This window comes from Stenotrophomonas sp. NPDC047960 (genome assembly GCF_043204395.1).
In the GTDB taxonomy this organism is placed as follows: Bacteria; Pseudomonadota; Gammaproteobacteria; order Xanthomonadales; family Xanthomonadaceae; genus Stenotrophomonas.
On record NZ_JBIDBX010000008.1, the window covers coordinates 172,518 to 196,509 of the forward strand.

Below are 23,992 nucleotides of genomic sequence, written 5' to 3' on the forward strand. Positions count from 1 at the left end.
GGTTTCAGGATTGCCAGTCGAGGCCGCGTGGCGCGCTGGAGAAACCCGCCGCACGCAGTGCCTCGGTTACCGGATCGCGCTGGATGGGCGCATCGTCAATCAGTTCCAGCGTAAACATGCGCCGCCCGCGTCGCAGTGCGATCACCAGCGCCTGCGCCGCCGCCGTCAGCGCAGCATCTTCGCCGGGCGCTCCCGGCGCGAACCATGTGAGCAATTGCCGACCGCCCTGGGCCAGGTACATGCGCAGGCGACCACCGCCGATCACCACGAGCGCCCCGGGCCGTCGCACCGGCCGCTGCGTTGCGTGGTGCGCCGGCCACGGCAGCACCGGCCCGAACGGATTGGCCGGATCCACCGCCGACAGCCCCAGGCTCAGTCCAACCTGCCCCGGCTGCTGTGCCTCGGCCACCTCACGCAACGCATCGACCATGCCACGCTCTGCGAACTGTGCGCCGCCCATGCCATCGACAAACCGCCCTCGCAGCACCCGGCCGGCATCTTCCATGCCGCGATACACCTGCACCAGCGCCGGGAAACCGCCGGCGATGCCTTCGGCGATGGCCGCGCCGCGCGTCACGATACCGTGGCGCTCCAGCAGCCCGTTCGCCAGCGCGACCGCGCGCACCGTGTCGCTGACCGGCGGCCGCTGCAACAGCGACCATCGGCCCGCGAGGGTGGGTGTGGCCAACGTGGTCGCCATCGGATGCAGGCCGCCCGCCGCGCCGAGTGGATCCATCATCGCCCTGCCCCGTGCGTAGCGACTCTGCCGCGCAGACGTCGTCGCCCGTGGGCGCGCGGGTCGGGTGGCCGACAGGTGGCGCAGCGGCGTCCATAGATCGGTAGTCACGACACCCGCCCACGCCAGTTCCCATAGCGCGGTGTGCAGCGTCTCGGCGTCGACCACGACGTCGCCCACTCCCGCAGCCGCCAGGCGCGCCTGCACTGCGGCGGCCAGCTGCCGTGCAAAGAACGCGCCCCCGTCTGCCAGCACCGTCAACAGCGCCGTCTGCAGGGGCGAAGGTTCGATCGCCTGCACGACAGGCAACGTTTCGCCCATGCCCTCCTGCACGTGAAGCGACACCAGACCGTCATCCTCGCCCAGGCGGCCGTGCCCCACCCACGCCACCGCGCCGGTTGCCAGCAGTTCGTCCAGCATCGTCGGTGTGTAGTCGGCTACCCGTGCCGACAGGATCTGCTGCTCCCACGCCGACACCGGCAGTGGCACGCCGGCCAGCAGCTCGATAACACGCAGTACGCCGTCCGCGCCTTGCAACGCGCCGTGCGCAGGGACCGCGCTGGAGCGGGACGCCACCGTCGCGTCGGCCACCAGCCCATGCCGCTCCAGCAGCAGCGCCGCATACGCCTCACGGCTGGCCGGACGGGTCGCTTCGCGCGCGGCCTGCAGGGAGCGCAGGCGCAGGCGCTGGAACACGGCGTCCCCCACCCATTCGCGGCGCGCCAACGGAACCGTTGCAGCATCGTCGCCATCGCCGCGCGCCTACCCCGCGCCGAAATGACCACTGAGCACCTTGCCCTGTCCGGCCAGATGCTCCAGCGCCGCGTCCACCACGGCCACCCCCAGCCCCCAGTGACGTGCGGCGTCGCCCGTCGTGAATGCAGCATGGGTGCGTGCGTAGCGACCCAATAGTTCGCCCAACGGGTCGCTGGCAGGCTGCAGGAACACGGCAGGTACACCGTCCGGCAGTTCAACGGCGAGCGCATCCCGTAAACGGGCGGCGTCCTCCACTGCGGCCCAGACCTGCCGTCCGCCTATCGGAACGGACACGATGCGCTGTTCGCTCTCAAGCGACAGAAGATGCACCCTGACGCTGTCTCCATCGATCAGGCGCGCCGCGATGTCGGTTTCGCTCAATGGCCCCAGTTCACGCAGCAGGTCGGCAACTCCTTCCCTGCCGTTCGCCTGGCGCCCCGGTGCCAACCGCTGCAGCTCCCACCCCACCTGTTCCACGACGGAGGGATCAAGCAATTCACCCAGATCCACCTGGCCGAGCAGGTCACCCAGCAGCCCGGCATCCAGCGACAGCACCGAGGCGCGGCGCTCGGCCAGCGGCACATCGGTGCCGTACATGAACTCGGCCACGTAGCCGAACAGCAGGTTGGCGGCGAACGGCGAAGGTACCTCGGTGGTGACCTCGGCGATCTCGATGCGGCCCTCGGCAAGCCGCTGCATCACCGTGTCCAGCGCATCCAGGTCGTAGACATCCTGCAGGCACTCGCGCGCCGCTTCGATCAGGATCGGGAATTCGGGATAGCGTTGCGCGATGGCCAGCAGCTCGGCGGCGCGAAGGCGCTGCTGCCACAGCGGCGAACGCTTCCCGGGCTTGCTTCGCGGCAGCAACAGTGCGCGTGCGGCACACTCACGGAACCGCGCGGCAAACAGCGCTGAATTGCCTACCGCCAGCGTGACCTCACGACGCAGCCGTTCCGGCTCGAACAGGAACAGCTCGGCACCGGGCAGCCGCCCGGACGAATCCGGAATGCGCACGATGATGCCGTCGTCGCTGGCCACCACCGCCGGGTCCACGCCCCAGCGGTCCTGGATGCGCCCTGCCAGTGCCAGCGCCCAGGGATCGTGGATGCGCCGTCCGTAGGGCGAATGCAGCATCACCCGCCAATCGCCGGATTCGTCACGGCAGCGTTCCACCACCAGCCGGCGGTCGGTCGGCAGCACGCCGGTTGCCGCGCGCTGCTCGTCCAGCAGGCCGACGATGTTGGCGATCGCATTGGGCTGCAGGCCCGCCCCCTGCAACCGCGCGAGCAACGCCGGTGCAAGCGTGTCGTTGCCCGCGTCGGCATCCAGCGCGGCCAGGAACGCGCCTACCGCCTCACCCAGTTCCGCCGGACGGCCCACGCCTTCGCCCCGCCAGAACGGCAGCCGTGCCGAGCGCCCGGGCGCGGGCGTAACCACCACCTGGTCATGGGTGATCCGCTCGATCCGCCAGGAAGTGGCCCCCAGCGTGATCACGTCATTGACCCGCGATTCGTGGACCATCTCCTCGTCCAGCTCACCGACCCGGCGCGAGCCGGCACGTTCTTCGCCTTCGGGCAGCATCACGCTGTACATGCCACGGTCGGGAATGGTCCCGGCGCTGGTCACCGCCAGCTGCCTGGCCCCGGGGCGCGCGCTCAGTTCACCGGTCTGCCGGTTCCATAGCAGGCGCGGACGGAAGCCGGCGAAGTCGTCGGACGGGTAGCGCCCGGCCAGCATGTCCAGCGTGGCATCGAACGCACTGCGCGGCAGCGTGCGGTACGGTGCCGCGCGACGTATGCGCGCATACCAGACCTCGACATCCAGTGGCTCCATCGAGGCCGCCGCCACGGTCTGCTGGGCGAGCACGTCCAGCGGGTTGCGCGGCGGATCCACCGCTTCGATGCGCCCTTCCAGCATCCGCTCGATCGCCACTGTGGCGTCGATCAGGTCGCGTCGCGTGCGCGGGTAGACCAGCCCGGTGGAAGTCCCGCCGACCTGGTGGCTGGCCCGGCCGATCCGCTGCAGCGCACTGGCCACAGACGGTGGCGCCGCGACCTGGATGACCAGGTCCACCAGCCCCATGTCGATGCCCAGTTCCAGGCTGGAGGTGGCCACCACGCAGCGCAGCGAACCGTCCTTGAGCGACTGCTCGATGTCGCGCCGCTGTTCCTTGGAAACCGAGCCGTGGTGCGACCGCGCGATCAGCTCGGGGCTGGCCACCACCCGCGACACGGTGCTGCCGGTGAACGAGCCGTACTGCTCGGGTACCGGCGCGACCGGCGGCTGGCCGGCTGCGCGCGCGCTGCGTTCGGCATGCAGCTCGTTGAGCCGCGCGGTCAGCTTCTCGGCTACGCCACGCGAGTTGGCGAACACGATGGTGGAGCGCCGCGCCAGCACCTGGTCGAGGATGCTCGCTTCCACGTGCGGCCAGATCGAACCCACCCGGCCGCCCGGTTCACGTTCCGCGCCGGGCCCTGCGTGCGGCGGCAGGTCCGCCATGTCCTCCACCGGCACCACGATGCGTACGTCGAGATGGCGCGGACTGTCCGGGTCGACTACGGTCACCGGCCGGTCACCACCAAGGAAGGCAGCCACCTGCTCCACCGGGCGCACCGTGGCGGACAGGCCGATGCGCTGCGCGGGCACCTGCAGCAATGCGTCCAGCCGCTCCAGGCTGAGCGCCAGATGGGTGCCGCGTTTGCTGCCGGCCACCGCATGGATTTCATCCACGATCACGGTATCGACCTCGCGCAGCGTCTCGCGCGCTTTCGAGGTCAGCATCAGGAACAGCGATTCGGGCGTGGTGATCAGGATGTCCGGCGGCCGCCGCACCAGGCGCGCACGCTCAGCCACCGGCGTGTCGCCGGTGCGGATGCCAACCGTCAGGGCCACCGCGGGATCGCCACGCCGTTGGCGCTCGGCGTCGACGCCCTGCAATGGCACCTGCAGGTTGCGCTGGACGTCAGCACCCAATGCCTTGATCGGCGAAAGGTAGAGCACGCGGGTCCGGCGCGGCGCTGCTCTCGAAGCGCCTGCCTGCGCCGCTGCCTCCTGCTGTCGCGCGCGGTACAACTGGTCGATCGCATGCAGGAAGGCTGCCAATGTCTTGCCCGATCCGGTCGGCGCGATCACCAGCGTGTGTTCGCCCGCCGCGATGGCGCGCCACGCCGCCGCCTGCACCGGAGTGGGTGCGGGAAACGCCGACGCGAACCAGGCGTGGGTAGCGGGCGCGAATACGGTCGGGGCGGAAGCAGCGTCGGAGGCCATGGCTGCCCACCTTACCTGCTGCTGCGTAGAAATACCGATCACGTCCACGCAGATTTTCCGATGCGGACGGCGCCTTTTCATGCAAGGCTCACGCTGGGTTGTTTCCTCGGCCAACGGCGGAGCGTCCAGCATGAATCCGCAGGCGATCAGAAACACCCTGGTGGCGGTGCTGGTTGCCATCTGCGCGCTGCCTGCCGCCCCTGCGCCTGTCCACGCGCAGTTCTCCCCGCTTCTCATGCCGAAAGCCGACCAGGCACCGCGACCCGAGCCGGCCGACCGCTGGCGGTTGGAGTTCAGCGACGCGGCCGATTCAGACGGCATCATCAGCTTCCGTCTCTGGGTGCATGAGGAGTCGCCGATGCATGTCGATATTCCGATCCGCAAGGGCGAGTCGAACGTGGACATCGCCATCGCCGTCCGCGATGCACTGGGCGGGCGGCTGGGCAACCGCTATACGGCGGTGCTGGTCGGTGGCGAGGAAGTGGTCATCACGGCGCGACGCGGCTCACCGCGTTTTACGGTCGAACTGCTACGCGACGCCGCACGGGACGTGGACGTCGACGTAGAGCGCGACTGATCCGATGCGTGGGCTATCCTTGCATGGCACCCGCCCCAAGGTTTCCTCCATGCGCACGCTCTATCCGTCGATCACCCCGTTCCGCGAGCACCACGTTCAGGTCGATGACCTGCACACCCTGCATGTGGAGGAATGCGGAACGCCTGACGGCATCCCGGTCGTGTTCCTGCATGGCGGTCCTGGCGCGGGCGTTTCGCCGACGCACCGGCGCTTCTTCGATCCCGCGCGTTACCGGATCGTGTTGATCGACCAGCGCGGCAGCGGCCGCTCCACTCCGTTCGGCGAACTGCGCGACAACACCACCGCGCACCTGGTGGCCGATATCGAAACCGTGCGATCCCGGCTGGGCATCGAACGCTGGCTGGTGTTTGGTGGCTCATGGGGCTCCACGCTGGCCCTGGCGTATGCGCAGGCGCATCCCGAACGCGCCACCGGCGTGATCGTGCGCGGCGTCTACCTGGGCCGCGCCGAAGAGAACCGCTGGTTCAATGAAGCCGATGGCGGTGCACGCTGGGTGTTTCCCGAGCGCTGGGCGAACTACGCTGCCCATCTGCCGGAGGGCGAACACGGCAACATGATCGAGGCCTATTGGCAACGCATGGACAGCGACGACAGTGCCACCCGAATCGCAGCGGCGCAGGCCTGGCTGGGCTGGGAGGACTTCGCCGCCACGCTGGTACACGACGTGGACGCGGTCTCCGACGCCGACCCGTTGGATACCCTGGCCAAGGCGCGGATCGAAGCGCACTACTTCCGCCACAACGCGTTCCTGGAGCACGGCCAGCTGCTGCGCGACATCGACCGCATCCGCCACTTGCCCGGGGTGATCGTGCAGGGGCGCTACGACATCATCTGCCCGCCGCGCAGCGCATGGGACCTGTCCCAGGCATGGCCGGAAGCCAGACTGGAGATGGTGCTGTCCGGCCACAGCGCGACCGAGCCGGCCACGGTGGACGCGCTGGTGCGCGCCACCGATGCCTTCGCCGATCAGGCCGCAGCGTACGCCGGGTAATCGGTGTAACCCTTCGCACCACCGCCGTAGAACGTGGTGCGGTCCGGGGTGTTCAGCGGCCAGCCGTTCTGCAGGCGCGCCACCAGGTCCGGGTTGGCGATGAACGGCGTGCCGAAGGCGGCCAGGTCGATCAGGCCAGCGTCGATCAACTGCTCGGCGCGTGCGCGGTCCAGGCCACCGGCGAGGATCAACGCGGTGTTGGGCAGGTTGCCCTTGATGGTGCGCAGCAGGCCCTGGAAGCCCCCCTCGGCGCCGGGGTCGACCACCACATCGCCCACCTTGAACCCGGACTGGTCCATCAGATGGACGAAGGCCAGCCCACGTTCGCCGATGGCCTTGCTCAGCACGCCGTAGGTCTGGTCGATGCCATCGTGCAACGGCATGTCGAACAGCTGCCCATACGGCGACAGGCGGATGCCGGTGCGCGCCGCACCAATTCGGGCCACCACCGCGTCGATCACCTCCAGGGTGAAGCGCAGGCGGTTTTCCATGGTGTCGGCCGAGTACTGATCGGTGCGGTCATTGACCAGCGGGTTCATGAACTGCTCGAACAGATAACCGTTCGCGCCGTGGATTTCCACGCCGTCGAAACCGGCGTCGATCGCATTGGCCGCCGCCTGCGCGAACTCGCCCACGATGCGTGCGATCTCGTCGGTGGCCAGCTGGCGCGGCGCCGGCGGTGCCACCAGGGTCGGCGTGCCGGTTTCGTCGTAGCCGAACGCCTGCGCGCCCACCGGCTGCTTGGAACTGGCGCTCACCGGCAGGCGGCCATCGGCCTGGATGGTCGGGTGCGAAACCCGGCCCACGTGCCACAGCTGGGCCACGATGCGGCCGCCCAGGGCATGTACCGAGTTGGTCACCAGGCGCCAGCCCTCGATCTGTTCCGGGCGGAAGATGCCCGGGTTGAACAGGTAACCCTGCCCTTCCTGCGAGATCGGGGTGCCTTCGCTGACGATCAGGCCGGCGGTGGCGCGTTGCGCGTAATAGAGCGCGATGCGCTCGTCGGCGATGTCGTTGGGCGCGCGGGCGCGGGTGAGCGGGGCCATCACCACGCGGTTGCGGAGCGGCGTGCCGGCGAGATCGAACGGGGTGAACAAGGACGTCATTGCGGTGTTCCTGGGGAGGGGCCCGCCAATGCGGGCAGGTGTGCATGCTAGACAGATGCCGATACAGCTACAATCCAGCCAACGGGCAAATCACAATTGCTCAAATGGCATTCATGGAGCACTCCCCATGCAGCTCAAGGCCCTGCGCTACTTCCTGATGGTGGCGAGTACCAGCAGCTTCCTGGCCACCGCCCGGCATTTCCGGGTACCGGCCTCCTCGGTGTCGCGCTTCATCGCCGCGCTGGAAAAAGACCTGGGCCGCCAGCTGTTCTACCGCAGCACCCGCGCGGTGCGGCTCACCGAGGACGGCGAGCGCTTCCACCAGCAGGTGCGCGAAGCCATCGAACTGCTCGATGCGGCCGTGGACGACCTGGGGCGCGATGACGGCGGGTTGAGTGGCCGGCTGCGGATCAATGCGCCGGAAGCGTTCGGGCGGCTGCACGTGGCCGCACTGATCAACGCGCTCCAGGCCGGGCACCCGGCGCTGGATGTGGAACTGCAGCTCACCGACGCCTACATCGACCCGGTGCAGGAAGGCGTGGACATCACGGTGCGGATCGGGCCGCAGGTGGATTCGGGATTGATCGGCAGGACCGTCGCTGCCCAGCAGCAGATCGTGGCCGCCAGCCCGGCCTACCTGGCCGCGCACGGTACGCCGCAGGTGCCCGCCGACCTGCTGGACCACCGCTGCCTGCTCTACAAGGGCCAGTTCGGCACCCAGCGCTGGTACTTCCGCGAGGAGGCATCGCAGCCGTTCGAAGGCATCAACGTCAGCGGGCCGTTGTGCAGCAACAACGCCGAAGTGCTGCTCGCCGCGGCGCTCGAAGGGCACGGCGTGGTCTTGTTCCCCAGCTGGCTGTACCACCGCGAAAGCTTCGCGAAGCAGCAACTGGTGCCATTGCTCGGGGCGTGGGAGGGCTCGGTCGCGACCGAGACCTCCTACATCCAGCTGCTCTCGCCCGAGAACAAGCTGCGCTCCCGCAAGGTCCGCGAGGTGACGGCGTTCCTGCTGGAGGGATTCGGCAACTGGGATCGCCCGTAGGGGCACGCCATGCGTGCGACCAGCGTTGACCCGGAACGCATGAAAGTCCTGTACGAGGTCGGCCATGACCGCGCCCGCGCCGGCCCCGAGTGGCTGTCGCGGCCACCCGGGATGACGCCCGGCGACGATCCCTGACGCGGGTCAGTGCGACCCGCCGCCACGACTGGCCAGCAGGGCGATCGCACGATCCGGCAACCGCCACGTGCCCTGGTCGTCGGCCTGCACCGGCGTGTCGTCCACCGAGGTGATCAGCAGCCGCCACGGGGTATTGTCGGCCGTGGGTGGCACGAACACCTGTGGTTCAGCGGCAGCATTGATCAGCAACAGCAGCTGTGTGCTTTCGGCCGCGTGTGCCTCGCCCTCCTGCGGCATGGCCGGCAACTGCAGCATCAACGCGCGCTGCTGCGGAGCGTGCCAATCGGCCTCCTGCATCGGCTGCCCATCCGGACGGATCCAGTGCGCGGCGTCAGCCTCGTGGCCGTCGCGAGCGTCAAGGAAGCGGCTGCGACGCAGCTGTGGATAGCGGCGGCGCAGCGCCAGCAGGCGACGGACGAACTGCGACTGCTGCTGGCCCTCTTCACTGGCCGCGCGCTCCCAGTCGATCCAGTTGATCGGGTTGTCCTGGCAATACGCATTGTTGTTGCCATTCTGGGTGCGGCCGAATTCGTCGCCGGCCAGCAGCATCGGCGTGCCCTGGGCCAACAGCAGGCTGGCCAGCAGGTTGCGCATCTGCCGACGGCGCAGCGCTAGGATGCCCGCGTCGTCCGTAGCGCCTTCCGCGCCGTGGTTCCAGGAAATATTGTGGTCGCTGCCGTCGCGACCTTCCTCGCCATTGTCGATGTTGTGCTTGTCGTTGTAGCTGACCAGGTCGTGCAGGGTGAAGCCGTCGTGGGCGGTCACGAAATTGACCGAGGCCGGCGGCCGACGGCCGTTGTGGTCGAACAGATCGGCCGACCCCATCAGGCGTGTGGCGAATTCGGACAGCTGCCCTTCATCGCCCTTCCAGAAGGCACGCAGGTTGTCACGGAAACGATCATTCCACTCGGCCCAGCCGGGTGCGAAGTTGCCCAACTGGTACCCACCCGGGCCGATATCCCACGGTTCGGCGATCAGCTTGACCTGGCTCAGCACCGGGTCCTGGCGTACCGCGTCGAGGAAGCTGCCGGACGGATCGAACCCGGCCCGCTCGCGGCCAAGGATGGTGGCGAGGTCGAAGCGGAACCCGTCCACGTGCATGTCCTGCACCCAGTAGCGCAGCGAATCCATCACCATGCGCAGTGCGCCGGCATTGGTCAGGTCGAAGGTGTTGCCGGTGCCGGTGTCGTTGATGTAGTAACGGCGGTCATCGGCCAGGCGGTAGTAGCTGGCGTTGTCGATGCCCTTGAACGACAACGTGGGCCCCAGTTCATTGCCCTCGGCCGTGTGGTTGTAGACCACATCGAGAATCAGCTCCAGGCCGGCATGGTGCAGGCTGGCCACCATCTGCTTGAACTCGGCGATGGTAGTGGTGGACAGATACGCCGGGTCCGGCGCGAAGAAACCCAGCGTGTTGTAGCCCCAATAGTTCTTGAGCCCGCGCTCCACCAGGTACTGGTCATCCACGTGCGCATGCACCGGCAGCAGTTCCAGCGCGGTCACCCCGAGGTGACGCAGATGGTCGGTGATCGCGTCGGCGCGCAGCGCCGAGAACGTACCGCGCGAAGCCTCCGGAACCTCGGGATGCTGCATCGAAAGCCCCCGCAGGTGCGCTTCGTAGATCACGGTGCGGTCCCACGGTACCGATGGACGACGGTCGTCGCCCCAGGTGAACGCCGGGTCGACCACCACGCAGCGCGGCACGTACGCGGCGCTGTCACGCCGGTCGAAACTCAGGTCCTTGTCCTTGTGCCCGATGGTGTAGCCGAACAGGTGCGGCGCCCATTTGATCTGCCCGACCAGCTGCTTGGCGTAAGGGTCCATTACCAGCTTGTTGGGATTGAAGCGGTGGCCGGCATCGGGCGCGTACGGCCCATGCACACGATACCCGTAGCGCTGTCCCGGACGCGCATCGGGCAGGTAGCCGTGCCAGATTTCGTCGGTATATTCGGGCAGGCGGATCCGCTCCACCTCGCGGCCTTTTTCGTTGAACAGGCACAGCTCCACTTGGGTGGCATGGCGGGAGTACAGGGCAAAGTTCACCCCCAGCCCGTCCCAGGTCGCGCCCAGCGGATAGGGCCTTCCGGCCTTCACCCGAGAATGGCTGGTGCTGGTGGCGCGGCTCATCGGCTGGCCTCCTGGTCATGCAGGGACGCTTCGATCTCAGCGGCGACCAGCCGCTCGGCCATCTGCCAGTGACGCGCCGAGTGCCCATCCGGGCGCCCCTCGGCCTCCCAGATCTGCCGGGCCAGTTCCCGGGTGCGTTCGGCCTTCTGTTGTTCGTCCATCATCGTCGTCTCAGCAGGTGGAGTAGATCGCAACCGGGCTGCCGTTGAACAGCTGCCGCAGTCGCATGGGAGAACCGTCGCTCACGAGGGAGGCGCCGGTCAGAACGTTGCGGTACGTCCCCTGGGGAATCACCAGGAGCGCACCGGCTGCGTGTGAGTCGCCCAGGGCTGCACCCTGTCGCGCAGGTTGCAGCACGGTATGCCGCGCCACCGCGACCAGCAGCGAGTCGTGCGCATGCCGACGCAGGAAGGCAAGCATCGGCACCTCGCGGTCGGCGTGCAGCGGCTGGTAGTCTCCGCCGGCGAACAGCGCGGGTCGGGCCTGCCGCAGCGCAAGCAGGCGCTGCACAAGGCGTGCCTTGACCGCGCCGTCCTGCCAGTCTGAAAGCAGCTGTGGCCACGAGCGGCGATCTTCCAGCCAGGCACGGCGCTGCGCATGATCCACCGGCGCTCGATTGTCCGGATCCACCAGCGACAGGTCCCAGCCTTCAGTGCCCTGGTACAGATCGGGAACACCGGGTTGGGTCAGCCGAAGGGCGACCTGTGCAAGTGAATTGCGCGCGCCAGCGGCACCCACGTGGGCGACCGCCTGCTCCAGCACGTTGCGCAGCGACCCCGTAGCCGGATGCAGCAGGAGCGTTTCAATGAAGGTCTGCACCCTCTGCTCCATCACCGCATCGGGGTCGGTCCACGAGGAGAACAGGTCGGATTCGCGCAGTGCCTTGCACTGCCACGCCACGATGCGCGCGGCGAAGCGTGCGGGATCCTCGATGCCCTGCGTCGGCCAGGCGCCCAGCAGGGTCTGCCAGAGCATCTGGCAAACTGCCGGCGGCGGCAGGGCCAGACCCAGGCGGGCCGCGCGGCGGTCCAGCGAGCGGGTCTGCCGCGCCCACCACTGCGGACGTTCGGACAACACCGCCAGGCGGGCGCGGCTGTCTTCGCCCCGCTTGTGATCGTGGGTGGCGGTCGCCAGCATCGCCTGCGGGTGGCGGCTGGCGCGCATCTGCGTCCGCGTGTGCAGGGCACGGCTGGACAGCGCGAAATGATCGGGGTGGCTGCCCACTTCATTGCGCGACAGCAACACGCCATGACGGTAGAAGGCCCGGTCTTCGACCGCTTTGGCATTGAGCGGGGCGCTGAGCTGCTGGAATCGCCGGCGCAGCGTTGCGCGCGCCTGCAGATCGGCTTCCGCGGTGGCGTCCTGCCAGAATCGTGCGGCGATCCAGCGTGCGGCCAGTGCCGTGTCCTCGGGCTCTTCGCCTGCCACCCCGTCCAGCACGTTGTCCCAGCGCTGGCGATCGGCGTCATGGGCCGTCGTCGCCGTCGCATAGGTGCGGTACACCGGGAACCGGACCAGCAGTGCGGTCAGCCCCCGCGACAGGACCGCGCGGCCCAGCCGTGCGCCCGGCTGCACCGCACTGCGCTCGTGTTTCACCACCAGCCGCAGCAGCGCATCGAACTCGCTCCGGAGGCCGCGCTCCAGGACTTCACGGCGCGCCAGCCGCTCCTCGCTGCTGAAACGTGCGGTCCGGGCCGTGGACTGGCGCCACTGCCGCGCCAGTGGCGCTTCACCCGAGGACTGGTGCAGCCACGCCCCGACCTGGTCCATGAAGTCGTAGCCGGTGGTGCCGTCACAGTCCCATCCGGATGGGAGGTCCTCGTCCGGCGCCAGGATCTTTTCCACCCACAGCAGGGGCCGCTCCGCGCGTTGGCCCCACGCGTGATCCATGGCGGCCCGCAGTCGTTGCAGGTAGGCCTGCGGGTCGGCCAGACCATCGACGTGGTCCACGCGCAGCCCGTCAACCAGGCCCTCGGCCAGCAACGCCAACGGCAACCGGTGTACGGTATCGAACACGTCGTCGTGCTGCACCTGCAGTCCGACCAGCGAGGAGATGGTGAAAAAACGCCGGTAGTTGAGGCGGTCATCGCCCAGCCGCCACCACAGCGGCCGGTACGCCTGCGCGCCCACCACCGCGCGCAGGTCAGGCGCGGGCGTGTCGGGCACGCTGCCCGGCGCCAGCGGCAGCCGCGTGTCGTGGTGGCGCAGCACCGGTTCGCTGCCGCTGCTGTCGATGCGCAACGCGCCTTCGTCCAACGCAGCGTCCAGCGGCCGGTCCAGCACGGGCACCTGCAGGCGGCCCTGCGACAGGGGCGCGCGCCAGTCGATGTCGAACCAGTGTGCGTACGCGCTTTGACGCCCGTGCCGAAGCACGTCCCACCACCAGCGGTTGTCGGCGTGCGCGGCCATGTGATTGGGCACGATGTCGAGGACCAGCCCCATGCCGAGCGCACGCGCCTGCGCCGCCAGGGCGCGCAGGGCGTCCTCGCCCCCCAGGGCGGGGTTGATCGCACTGGGATCAACCACGTCGTACCCGTGCGTTGAGCCTGGCACGGCGTGCCAGACCGGAGACAGATACAGGTGGCTGATGCCAAGCGCGGCGTAATAATCGAGCTCGCGCGCGGCGTCGTAGAGGGTAAAGCCGGCATGCAGCTGCAGCCGGACGGTCGCACGCACGATGCTCATGCCTCGGCCCTGCGGCGTGCGGCTGCGAAACGGGCCATCGAATCCTCCAGTGTCTGTCCAGCGCCCGATACGGGCAGGCGTTGCCGCCAATTGGGATGGGTGGCCACGGTGCCCGGCAGGTTCACCTGTTCGGCCATGCCGAGCGCGTCTTCCACCGGCAGCAGCGCCAGCGCGGCCGGGCTGGACGCTACATACTCCAGCGCAGCCAGGCGCACGTCTGTTTCATTCCCGGCCGGTTGGCCCAGCGCGAGATCGAGGCGCTGCACATCGGCCGCGCGTTCGGCGGCCTGCGCCTGCAGGGCAATGTCATCCATCTCACCCAGACGGTGCCGCCAGCCCAGGTCGAGGCCACGCCGCCATCCGACCAGGGTAGGAAGATCATGGGTGCCGGTCATCGCCACCGCGTCCGCGCGCCAGGCCCGGGGCGACAGGAAGCCGCCTGCCTCGTCGCGGGCGAACGCAAGCACATCCATGCCCAGCACACCGCGCGCGGCCAGTGTCTGGCGGATGCCGGGCGGAACCACGCCAAGGTCTTCGCCGATGACGATGCAGCGCTGCCGCCAGGACTCAATTGCCGCGATGTTGAGCAGGTCCTGCAGCGGGTAGCGCAGGTAGGCGCCCTGCCCTGCGCCGGCCCCTTCCGGCACCACCCACAGCCGTTGCCAGCCCAGGATGTGATCGATGCGAAGTCCGCCGCGGTCGCGCATCACCGCGCGCAGCAGCGCGATGAAAGGCGCAAAGCCCAGTTCGTGCAGTCCCTGCGGAGAATAGCTGGTCACTCCCCATACCTGGCCGCCGGCGCAGAATGCGTCGGGGGGCGCTCCCAGCACCAGGCCCTGCAGGCGGGCGCTGCCCGCAGCATCAGCTTCGGCACCACGGGGATCGAAACCCACCGCCAGATCGGCGATCAGGCCGATACCCATGCCGGCGCCTCGCGCCAGATGCTGCGCCCGTCGCCAGCCACGGCTTGCCACCCATTGCCCGAACCGGTACAGCGGTGCAGACACGCCTGCGTGCGGGTGCGAGAACGCGACGTGCCGCTCCAGCGCCTGCCCTCCCTCTTCAACGAAGCGCTGCAGGTCCTCGGCTGCTGCTGGATCTGCAGAAACGGCGGCGTGCACCGCGGCCAGCCACGCCCACTTTGCCCCGGCGGCAGCGGGCCAGTCGATCAGCGTCGCGTCCTCCTGCGCGGCGAGCTTCTCGCGCAGCGCAGGATGCTGGTCCAGTACCTGTAGTGCGATGTCGCCAAAGGCGTCCACAGGCGCGGCATGGATCGCCTCCAGATAGCGTCGGTCGCCCGGCGAGTAGGGACTGTAGGCGGCGTCGATGCCGTTGGCGGCGTGCACCGGCCCCAAGGCCAGCGCGTCCGCACCGGCGATCGCAGCGCGTTGCGCCCACGCAGCACACGCGGCGGTATCGCCCACCCCACCATCATGCGGGCCGCGCGCCGCGTACGGCTGCAGCACCAGTCCCCAAGGGTGCGATCGCCCCTTCACCGCGTCCGGCACTCCGAAGCAACGTGCGGGAGCGACAGCAACGCGCTGGCTGCGCGCGCCGCAGGACAGGGTCCAATAGCCGGGGCGCGCGGGTGCCTGCGCGTTGCCGTGCGCGTCTGCACGTCCTTCCTCTCGACCGCCGTCCTCATGCTCCCACAGGCAAGGCGCGTCGGCGGGACCCGCCTGCACCCGCTCACCCACAAGGGTGGTGCAGAGTACGGGGCGCTGCCGTGCCAAGCGCAGTGACAGCAGGGCGTCGCGTCGGTGTGCGGGATTCGCGCTCGGTACCCCGAGCGCCTCCAGCAGCGGCACCAGCGCGTCCTCGTGCACCCGCTGCGGCCGTCCGTCGACGTCGGTCCAGTCGACACTCAGACCGACCGCGTCGGCCAGCGCGCTTAGTGACGCGGCGCCGTTCATGCGCCATCGACCAGAACGGCATACAGCCCGTTCGGCTCCAAGCGCCCGTCATCGCGCGCCGCACCCAGCCTGAATACTTCACGACCGGACGGAAGGCTCACGGCCTCGGCCGCATCGCTGGCGTTGAATGCGATCCACCACTGCGCACCGGGCAGTTGCCAGCCGGCACGCAGCACCCCCGGCGCCAGCACCTCGGCACCGAGCGGACGCACGTCGACCGCGGTTCCGAGACAGGCCGCACGTACCGCCAGCAGGGCGCTGAACCAGCCCAGCCAACACGCTGCCTCCGCATCGCCCGGGTCGGGCCAGGGGCAGCGCGACGCCTCGAACGTACCGGGCGCATTCGGGTCGGGAATGCGGGCGCGCAGGGCGTCGTCGCGGAAACTGCTGAAATGGGCAAACTCGGCGCGTCGCCCGTCGCGTACCTGCACGTCCAACGGCGGACGGTGGTCGGTGAAAAACAGGAACGGCGTCGTGGCCCCCCAGGGTTCGCCCATGAAGAACAGCGGAATCGCCGGGGTCAACGCGGTCAGCGCCAGCGCCAGCGCGGTCCGGCGCGGGCCGATCAGCTGCAGCAGGCGCTCGCCCTGCGCGCGGTTGCCGATCTGGTCATGGTTCTGGGCGAACACCACGAACTGGCGCGGCGCAATGGCGGCACTCGGTTCACCGCGCGTCCGACCGGATGCATTGACCTCGCCCTGCCAGGCGAAACCTTCGGCCAGCACCCGACGCAGGCGGCCGTTCGGATCATCGGCGAAATCGCGGTAATAGCCTTCATGCTCGCCGGTCAGCAGCGCGTGCAGCGCATTGTGGAAGTCGTCGTTCCACTGCGCAGTGAAGCCGGCGGCGAGCAGCGATGCCTGGTTGTGCTCATTCTCCAGCACCAGCGCGATCTCGCGGCCGGGCAGTGCCGCGTGGATGCGCGCGCGCAGGGTCTCCAGGAACGCCGTGGGCTGGATGGCATGCACTGCGTCCAGGCGCAGTCCATCAATGCGGTAGTCGCGCAGCCACATCAGCGCGTTGTCGATGAAATAGCGCTGCACCTCGGGCCGGCGGAAGTCGATGGCCGCCCCCCACGGGGTATGTACATCTTCCTGGAAAAAGCCTGGGGCGAGCGCCGGCAGCGGATTACCATCCGGCCCGAAATGGTTGTAGACCACATCCAGCAGCACCATCAGGCCCAGCCCGTGGGCGGCGTCGACCAGCGCCCTCAGCTGATCCGGGGTGCCGTAGGCTGCAGCCGGCGCGTACTGCAGCACGCCGTCGTAGCCCCAGTTGCGGTTGCCCGGGAAAGTGGCCAGCGGCATCAGTTCGATAGCGGTGAACCCCAGCGCCGCCAGCTGCGGCAGCTGTGCGCGCACGGCATCGTAGGAGCCTCCCGCTGCGCCCACGTGCACTTCGTAGATCACCGCCTCATGCCAGGGGCGCCCGCGCCAGGACCGGTGCTGCCAGGCAAAGGCGTCATCGAGGGCGAGTGCACTGGGGCCGAACAGGCCCTCCGGCTGCTCGCGCGAGGCCGGGTCGGGCACCACGCGTTCGCCGTCCATGCGGTAGCGATAGCGCATGCCTGCCGCCGCCGGGGTGCGCAGCGTGAACCAGCCACTGTCGTCGCGCTGCATCGTCAGCTCGGCGCCTTCCAACAGCAGATCCATGCGCCGCGCGGCGGGCGCCCAGAGCGAGAAGTGCCAATGACCGTCCGTGCCCGGCCAGGCACCCCAGCGCCCTGCCTCGACGCTCATTCCTCTGCCTGCAGGTAAAGCACCGACAGGGGTGGCAGGGTCAGCGGCAGCGACTGGGCGTGGCCATGCATCGGCCGGGCAAGCGTGGACACACGACCGGCATTGCCGATGTTGCTGCCGCCGTAGAACGCACTGTCGGTGTTGAGCAGCTCGGACCACTGCCCCGCCGACGGCACCCCCAGCAGATAGCCGTGACGGGTCACCGGGGTGAAGTTGCACACCACCAGCGTGGAGCGTCCCTCGCCTGCCGGGGCATGACGAACGAAGGCGAGCACGCTGTTGCGGTGGTCGTCACTGACACTCCACTCGAACCCTGCTTCCTCGTCGTTGCCAAGGCGCAGGCTGGGTTCCTGCTGCAACAGGCGGTTGAGATCGCCGATCAGCCGGGCCATGCCGGCGTGTGCTGGCTGCGCGGCGCTGTCCCAGTCCAGGCTGGCGTCGTGGTTCCATTCGGCCGGCTGGGCGAACTCGCCGCCCATGAACAGCAGTTTGCTGCCCGGGTGCGCCCACATGAAGCCGTAGCACGCGCGCAGGTTGGCCAGCTGCTGGTCGCGGTCACCGGGCATTTTGGCCAGCAGCGAACCCTTGCCGTGCACCACTTCATCGTGCGACAGCGGCAGGATGAAGCGCTCACTGAAGGCATAGATCGCACTGAAGGTCATCTCGCCGTGGTGGTGGCAGCGGTGGATGGGGTCGCGGTGCAGGTAGGCCAGGGTGTCGTGCATCCAGCCCATGTTCCATTTATGGGTGAACCCCAGTCCGTGCGCAGCGGTAGGAGCGGTCACGCCTGGCCAGGCCGTCGATTCCTCGGCCATGACCAGCACATCCGGGAAGCGGGCGCGAATGGCATCGTTGAACCGGCGCAGGAACGCCACCGCCTCGAGGTTCTCGCGCCCGCCGTTGGCGTTCGGCAGCCACTCCCCTTCAGCGCGGCTGTAGTCGCGGTAGAGCATGGACGCAACCGCGTCCACGCGCAGGCCGTCGATATGGAAGCGATCAATCCACTCCAATGCGCTGCCGATCAGGAAGGCGGCCACTTCGGCGCGACCGTAGTTGTAGATCAGCGTGTTCCAGTCCGGGTGAAGCCCCAGGCGCGGGTCCTCGTGCTCGTACAGCGCGGTGCCATCGAACCGCTGCATGCCATGGGCATCGGTGGGGAAATGGGCGCCCACCCAATCCACGATGACCCCAAGACCCGCCTGGTGGCAGCGGTCCACGAAGGCGGCGAAGTCATCCGGGCTGCCATGGCGTGCGGTGGGTGCAAACAGACCCAGTGGCTGATAGCCCCACGAGCCGCCGAACGGGTGCTCGCTGACCGGCAACAGCTCCACGTGGGTGAACCCCAACGCCTTCACGTAAGGAATCAACTGTGCGGCAAGCGCATTCCAGTCGAGAGGGGTGCCATCTGCGTCGCGCCGCCAGGAGCCGGCGTGCACCTCATAAACCGAGATCGCCTGACCCGGCTGGATGGACCGGTTTTCCATCCAGCCACTGTCATTCCATTCGTGGCGGGACGCTGCGCGCACACGCGAGGCGGTATCCGGTGGCAACTCGCAGGCGCGCGCCATCGGATCGGCCTTCAACATCACCGCACTTCCGTCTGCGGCGGTCAGCGCGAATTTGTAACGGGCACCCTCCTCCACCCGCGGCAGGAACAGCTCCCAGACGCCCGCGTCATGACGCAGCCGCATCGGGTGGCGGCGGGTGTCCCAGCCGTTGAAATCGCCGACCACGGCCACGCGGCTGGCGTTCGGCGCCCAGACCGCGAAGCGGACCCCGCGCACGCCGTCGCAGCTGGTCGCCACCGCACCGAGCCAACCTCGCGCGGCATCGGGGTCGCCGGCACGCAATGCATGCAGGTCCGATTCGGCCAGTTGGATGCCGAAGGCATAGGCGTCTTCGATCTCCTGCACATGATCAGGCCACTGGATGCGCAGCAGCCCCGTACCCCGTTCTGTGACGTGGGCCTGGAACAGACCCGCGGGGTCTACCCGCGCCAGCGCCAGCCAACTGCCAGACGACAGCTGTGCGCTGGCGCCGCGTGCCCCCGGCAGCCAGACCGTCACTTGCCAGCCTGCCGCCTGCTGGTGCGGACCCAGCAGCGCGAACGCATCGCAGGGTCGACCGGCCACCAGATCGGCGTACGCCACGGGCAATGGCTCGGCGGCTTCCTCCCGCTGCTCATCAACCACAAGGTCTTCGCACCGCACACGCACATCCTCACTCATGCCTGACGCTCCAGCACGCGGTCGTACAACCGCAGGTAATGGGAGCCGGCCAGGTCCCAGCTGCCCGGCCGCAGCATCGCAGCGCGGCGCATCGCCGAGAGCAGGCCCGGCATGCGATAGGTACGGAAGGCGCGCTGCACGCAGCGACGCAGGGCATCGGCATCGGCGGAGTCGAACAGCAGCCCGGTCACGCCGTCCTCGATCGTATCGATCAGGCCGCCGGTCGCATGGGCGATGGGCAGGCAGCCGAATCGCTGCGCGTACATCTGGCTCAGTCCGCACGGCTCGAAGCGGGACGGCATCAACAGGAAGTCTGCACCGGCAAACATCTTGCGGGCCAGCCCTTCATCGAACCCCGGATAAACCCCCACCGAGGAAGGAAAGCGTCGCGACAGCGCGGCCACGTCGGCTTCGATGCGCGGCTCACCGCCGCCGATGATGGCCAGCTGCCCACCGGCCGCGGCAATCTGATGGGCGACCGCGCAGCTCAGGTCCAGCCCCTTCTGGTGAACCAGCCGCGACACCACTGCAAACAGCGGGCCGTCGCTGTTGGGCAGGCCAAGCGCACGCTGCACGCGACGTTTGTTGGCCACCCGGCCCTCCCAGCGGTGCAGGTCGAAGTGCTCGGTAAGATGGCGATCAGTGCGCGGATCCCAGCTGCTGTCGATGCCGTTGACGATGCCGCTCAGGCGGCCGCTGGCGGCGTGCCGCGACAACAACGCGTCAAGCCCGCAGCCCTGCTCCGGGCCGGTGATCTGACGGGCATAGCTGACGCTGACCGTGTTCACCTGGTCGGCGTGGACGATCCCGGCCTGCAGGAAGGAAAGCCGCCCGTGGAAGGTGATGCTGTCCATCTGGTCGGCCGAAACGCCCAGTGCCGCCGCCTGGTCCAGCGGGAACAGCCCCTGGTAGGCAAGGTTGTGGATGGTCAGCAGCGCCGGCACAGCCGAGCCGTACCAGCGCAGGTAGGCGGCTGCCAGCGCGCACGGCCAGTCGTTGAGATGCAGCAGTTCCGGCTGCCACTCCAGCCCCGCATTGCCGCAGGCGATCACCGCAGCGGCGCGCGACAGCGCGGCAAAACGCACCGCGTTGTCGCTCCAGTCCTGGCCGCTGCCATCGACGTAGGGGCTTCCGCCACGCTGGTACAGCGCCGGACACACCAGTACCAGCACCGGCAGCCCATCCGGCAGCGTGGCTTCGCCGATGTCGCAGGCCGGAATGCCCGCGCGCGCCGGGACGCGGCCGACCAGACGCAGGTCGGGCGAACCGGCAATCACCTCGTCATAGCCCGGGATGAGCACGCGCACGTCGGAGCGCCCGCGCAGAGCGCGCGGTAGCGATGCGGCCACGTCGCCCAGCCCGCCGGCCTTGATGTAGTCGGCCATTTCCGATGTCACGAACAGTACGCGTCGCGCACGCGCGGTCCTGGCGGTGGGCGCAGGGGTGCTTTCCACCGCGCGCAGGCGGGGCGCGCGGCGCACGCGGTTGCCGCGACCAGCGCCCTCTGCAGCGGGAACAGGCAAAGGAACAGGAACAGCAGAGACGCGCGGAGGCGACATGGGGGTTATCTCGAAGGTGGAACCGCTGTGGGGGTGCCCATGGCGTTGCGCCAGGAGCGGGGGGTTTCTGCGGCGCCGGAGCCGTCGCGCGTCAACCTTGGTTGGAATCTACCTGTGATGCGAATAAACAACTCGTGAACCCGGCGCGACAACTTCGTGACCACCGACCGCACGAGCGCCAGAATGCGCCTCGATCTGCCCCTGCGGATCGACCATCTGCTTTCCATAACGCATATGGACATGCGCCTCTGGCATGAACCTCAGTGCATGGCGCAGTAAAAACGCCGAGTCTTAAGCGTTCACACTTTTCACCGGTGACGCTGCAAGAACCTCGATCCAGGTGGGGGCATGGTCACTCGCCTTCGCCAGCCCTCTTACCCAGCGATCAACGCCAGCATCCTTCAGCCCATCCGCAAGCACGGGATTGAGCAGCAGGTGGTCGATCCGCAGGCCCCGGTCACGTTCGTAGTGCTGGCGGAAGTAATCCCAGAACGTGAATATCGGCGCGTCGCCGTGCATCTGGCGAAGGCTGTCGGTCCATCCCTGTGCCAGCAGATCGGCGTACGCCTCTCGCGCCTCCGGCTGCAACAGCGCATCCCGTCGCCACGACTTGGGATCGTAGATATCGGCGTCAGTCGGCACCACATTGAAATCCCCGATCAGCGCGACCGGATGCGGAAGCCCGACCAGCCCCAGTGCATGGCTGTGCAGCCGCTGCATCCACTTCAGCTTGTAATCGAACTTCGGCCCGGGCTGCGGATTGCCGTTGGGCAGGTACAGCCCTCCCACCAGCACGCCGTGCGCCGCCGCCTCGAGATAGCGGCTCTGGTCGTCGTTGCGGTCGCCTGGAAGCCCACGCCGGCTTTCGATCGGGTCCTGCCCACGGGCGAGCAGCGCCACGCCGTTCCACGCTCGTTGCCCCTGCCACAGGCAACCATAGCCTGCGTCACGTATCTCGGTTTCAGGAAACGCATCCTGGCTCGCTTTGAGCTCCTGCAGCGCCACGATGTCCGGCTTCTCTTTTTCCAGCCACGCCAACAGATGCGGAAGCCGCGTCTTGATGCCATTGACGTTGAAGGTGGCAATCCGGAGGCGCCTGCGACGGGCCATACCGTGCTCCTGCGAAAGGAGTCAGCAGTATCCCCGTCACTGCGCTGCGTGCGCGTCAAGATCCGGCTCACGTGGGCATCGCACGGTGGAGTGTGGGTCTGCGCCTGCGGCGTTGGGCCGCAGGCGCAAAGCAGCCACACAGGGCGTGGCCCTACGGCGCCGGGGCCTCCGGCGCCGACGGGGTTGCCGGAGGCGTCGACGGCGTTGCCGAAGGCGGTGCTGCTGGCGTGGCGGGTGCAGCGGTCGGGGTGATCCGCCAGATGGTGTTGGCCAGATCATCAGCCACGAGCACTGCGCCGCGCGGATCGACGCTGACGCCGACCGGGCGGCCGCGGGTCTTGCCGTCATCACCGCGGAATCCGGTGGCGAAATCGATCGCGTCGCCGGCCGGCTTGCCGTCACGGAACGGCACGAACACTACCTTGTAGCCCACCGGCGGGTTTCGGTTCCAGCTGCCGTGCTGGCCCACGAACACGCCGTCGGTGAACTTGCCGCCCACTGCAGGGTTGGCGAACGCCACCCCCAACGCGGCCACGTGCGAGCCCAGCGCGAAGTCCGGGGTCAGCGCAGACGCCACCTTCTCCGGGTTCTGCGGCATCACCCGGCGGTCCACATGCTTGCCCCAGTAGCTGTAAGGCCAGCCATAGAAGCCACCGTCACGCACCGAGGTGAGGTAATCCGGCACCAGGTTCGGCCCGATCTCGTCGCGCTCGTTGACCACCGCCCACAGCGTGCCCGTACCGGGCTGCACCGCCAATGCGGTGGGGTTGCGGATGCCGCTGGCATAGGTGCGGTGCGCGCCGGTCTGCGCATCGATCTCCCAGACCTGGGCACGGTCGATTTCCGCCGCCATGCCGCGTTCGGTGATGTTGCTGTTGGAGCCGATGCCCACGTACAGATGGCTGCCATCGGCGCTGGCCGCCAGCGACTTGGTCCAATGGTGGTTGATGGCCGATGGCAGGTCGGTCACCTTGGTCGGTGCACCGCTGGCCTTGGTCTGGCCTTCGGTGTAATCGAAGCGCACCAGCGCATCCTGGTTGGCCACGTACAGCGCGTTGCCCACCAGTGCCAGCCCGTAGGGGGCATTGAGCTTGTCGGCAAACACCGTCTTCAGCTCATAGACGCCGTCGCCATCGGCATCGCGCAGCAGGGTCAGGCGGTTGCCGCTCTTGACCTGCGTATTGCCCTTGGCCTTGATCTTGCCGGCAATCACGTCTTTCGGCTTGAGGTTGGGCGCACTACCGCCCCGGCCTTCGGCCACCAGGATGTCGCCGTTCGGCAGCACCAGGGTCTGGCGCGGAATGGCCAGGTCGGTGGCGATCGCCGAGACCTTGAAACCGGTCGGCACGGTGGGCACGGTATCGCCCCAGGCGGTCGGCTTGGCGATGGTCATGTCGGGCATGACGCCGCGATGTGGGTTGGGCAGTTCCGGGTTGGCGCCGATCTGCTGCAGCTCCGGCGCCTTGCCGCTGCAAGCCGCCAGGGCCACGGCGAGCACGGAGAGTGCAAGTACCTTCGAAGAAACGCGGTTCACAGGGCACCTCCCACGCGCACACGGACGCTGGAGAAACCAAGCCAGGTGGCGATCAACGCCAGCACCGTGACGATCACCGACCACAGCAGCGCGGCCGGCATGATGGCCCAGGCGTCGCGTGCGTGGTGCAGCGAGTTGATGAAGCCCACGATCCAGGTGACCGCCAGCACGATGACGTAGAAGCCGTTGCGGCTGCCGCGCACCAGGCCTACCAGACCGCACAGCAGGGCCAGCGTGGTCATCACCATCGCCCCGACCAGCAGCCAGGAGGCGAAGTTGCTCCACTGGATCTCATAGGTGTTCCAGTACGCGTAATCGGCCAGCAGCGCGCCGAGGAACAGCGGCAGCACGCCGCCGAGTACGGCGGCATGGAACGGATGGATGACCCAGTGGCGGGTCACGACGGCGGTTGTGGACACGGCGGTCTCCTGAGGGGAATGCAGCCGGTATCCTGCCACCGCGTGCG

17 protein-coding genes are annotated in these 23,992 nt (G+C 68.4%); 4 read left to right on the plus strand and 13 right to left on the minus strand.

Translation table 11 applies throughout. The annotated features are described in order from the left end of the window. Positions 1-4 precede the first annotated feature (4 nt). Together ACGFZ3_RS17340 and ACGFZ3_RS17345 are read right to left on the minus strand one after the other, a co-directional pair. Positions 5-1,462: a hypothetical protein gene (locus tag ACGFZ3_RS17340; RefSeq protein ID WP_392923969.1), complete on the minus strand. Its 1,458-nt coding sequence runs from the start codon at positions 1,460-1,462 to the stop codon at positions 5-7. Between the two features lie 36 nt (positions 1,463-1,498). Further along, positions 1,499-4,759 carry an ATP-dependent helicase gene (locus ACGFZ3_RS17345; RefSeq protein ID WP_392923972.1) on the minus strand — a complete coding sequence of 1,087 codons (3,261 nt, stop codon included), beginning with the start codon at positions 4,757-4,759 and terminating at the stop codon, positions 1,499-1,501. A 79-nt stretch (positions 4,760-4,838) separates the two neighbouring features. Here ACGFZ3_RS17345 and ACGFZ3_RS17350 point away from each other — a divergent pair, with 79 nt between their 5' ends. After that, entirely contained in the window at positions 4,839-5,336 is a 498-nt protein-coding gene (locus ACGFZ3_RS17350) for a hypothetical protein (RefSeq protein WP_392923975.1), read from the plus strand. A gap of 49 nt (positions 5,337-5,385) precedes the next feature. Then, the gene (pip, locus tag ACGFZ3_RS17355) at positions 5,386-6,348 is read left to right on the plus strand and encodes a prolyl aminopeptidase (RefSeq protein ID WP_392923978.1); all 963 of its coding nucleotides are present in this window, start codon (positions 5,386-5,388) and stop codon (positions 6,346-6,348) included. Here the strand turns inward: pip and ACGFZ3_RS17360 are convergent. Then, a complete protein-coding gene (locus ACGFZ3_RS17360; protein ID WP_392923981.1) occupies positions 6,324-7,454 on the minus strand; it encodes an alkene reductase in 1,131 nt (376 codons plus the stop codon). The genes pip and ACGFZ3_RS17360 overlap by 25 nt on opposite strands. A gap of 127 nt (positions 7,455-7,581) precedes the next feature. Here ACGFZ3_RS17360 and ACGFZ3_RS17365 point away from each other — a divergent pair, with 127 nt between their 5' ends. After that, positions 7,582-8,496 (plus strand): LysR family transcriptional regulator, encoded by a 915-nt coding sequence (locus ACGFZ3_RS17365; protein ID WP_392923984.1) that lies wholly within the window; start codon positions 7,582-7,584, stop codon positions 8,494-8,496. 9 nt (positions 8,497-8,505) lie between these two features. Continuing rightward, a complete protein-coding gene (locus ACGFZ3_RS17370) occupies positions 8,506-8,631 on the plus strand; it encodes a hypothetical protein (protein WP_392923987.1) in 126 nt (41 codons plus the stop codon). Between the two features lie 6 nt (positions 8,632-8,637). Here the strand turns inward: ACGFZ3_RS17370 and glgX are convergent, their stop codons facing one another. From glgX to ACGFZ3_RS17420, 10 genes are all read right to left on the minus strand, one after another. Continuing rightward, positions 8,638-10,758 (minus strand): glycogen debranching protein GlgX, encoded by a 2,121-nt coding sequence (gene glgX, locus ACGFZ3_RS17375; RefSeq protein ID WP_392923990.1) that lies wholly within the window; start codon positions 10,756-10,758, stop codon positions 8,638-8,640. Continuing rightward, positions 10,755-10,919: a DUF2934 domain-containing protein gene (locus tag ACGFZ3_RS17380; protein WP_392924260.1), complete on the minus strand. Its 165-nt coding sequence runs from the start codon at positions 10,917-10,919 to the stop codon at positions 10,755-10,757. Before ACGFZ3_RS17380 ends, glgX begins: the two co-directional genes overlap by 4 nt. A 10-nt stretch (positions 10,920-10,929) precedes the next feature. Then, the gene (gene treY / locus ACGFZ3_RS17385; RefSeq protein ID WP_392923993.1) at positions 10,930-13,443 is read right to left on the minus strand and encodes a malto-oligosyltrehalose synthase; all 2,514 of its coding nucleotides are present in this window, start codon (positions 13,441-13,443) and stop codon (positions 10,930-10,932) included. After that, complete coding sequence (locus tag ACGFZ3_RS17390; RefSeq protein WP_392923996.1) at positions 13,440-15,356, minus strand: 4-alpha-glucanotransferase; 1,917 nt, start codon at positions 15,354-15,356, stop codon at positions 13,440-13,442. Before ACGFZ3_RS17390 ends, treY begins: the two co-directional genes overlap by 4 nt. Beyond that, positions 15,353-17,095, minus strand: a complete 1,743-nt coding sequence (gene treZ, locus ACGFZ3_RS17395; RefSeq protein WP_392923999.1) for a malto-oligosyltrehalose trehalohydrolase — start codon at positions 17,093-17,095, stop codon at positions 15,353-15,355. Before treZ ends, ACGFZ3_RS17390 begins: the two co-directional genes overlap by 4 nt. Continuing rightward, positions 17,092-19,323 carry a 1,4-alpha-glucan branching protein GlgB gene (glgB, locus tag ACGFZ3_RS17400; protein ID WP_392924002.1) on the minus strand — a complete coding sequence of 744 codons (2,232 nt, stop codon included), beginning with the start codon at positions 19,321-19,323 and terminating at the stop codon, positions 17,092-17,094. Before glgB ends, treZ begins: the two co-directional genes overlap by 4 nt. After that, on the minus strand, positions 19,320-20,882 hold the full coding sequence (glgA, locus tag ACGFZ3_RS17405; protein WP_392924005.1) for a glycogen synthase GlgA: 1,563 nt from the start codon (positions 20,880-20,882) through the stop codon (positions 19,320-19,322). Before glgA ends, glgB begins: the two co-directional genes overlap by 4 nt. Positions 20,883-21,173: 291 nt before the next feature. Beyond that, positions 21,174-21,992, minus strand: coding sequence for an exodeoxyribonuclease III (xth, locus tag ACGFZ3_RS17410; RefSeq protein ID WP_392924008.1), 819 nt, complete (start codon positions 21,990-21,992; stop codon positions 21,174-21,176). A 151-nt stretch (positions 21,993-22,143) separates the two neighbouring features. Further along, complete coding sequence (locus ACGFZ3_RS17415) at positions 22,144-23,526, minus strand: PQQ-dependent sugar dehydrogenase (protein WP_392924011.1); 1,383 nt, start codon at positions 23,524-23,526, stop codon at positions 22,144-22,146. Next, positions 23,523-23,945 carry a DUF2231 domain-containing protein gene (locus ACGFZ3_RS17420; protein WP_392924014.1) on the minus strand — a complete coding sequence of 141 codons (423 nt, stop codon included), beginning with the start codon at positions 23,943-23,945 and terminating at the stop codon, positions 23,523-23,525. Before ACGFZ3_RS17420 ends, ACGFZ3_RS17415 begins: the two co-directional genes overlap by 4 nt. Positions 23,946-23,992 lie beyond the last annotated feature (47 nt).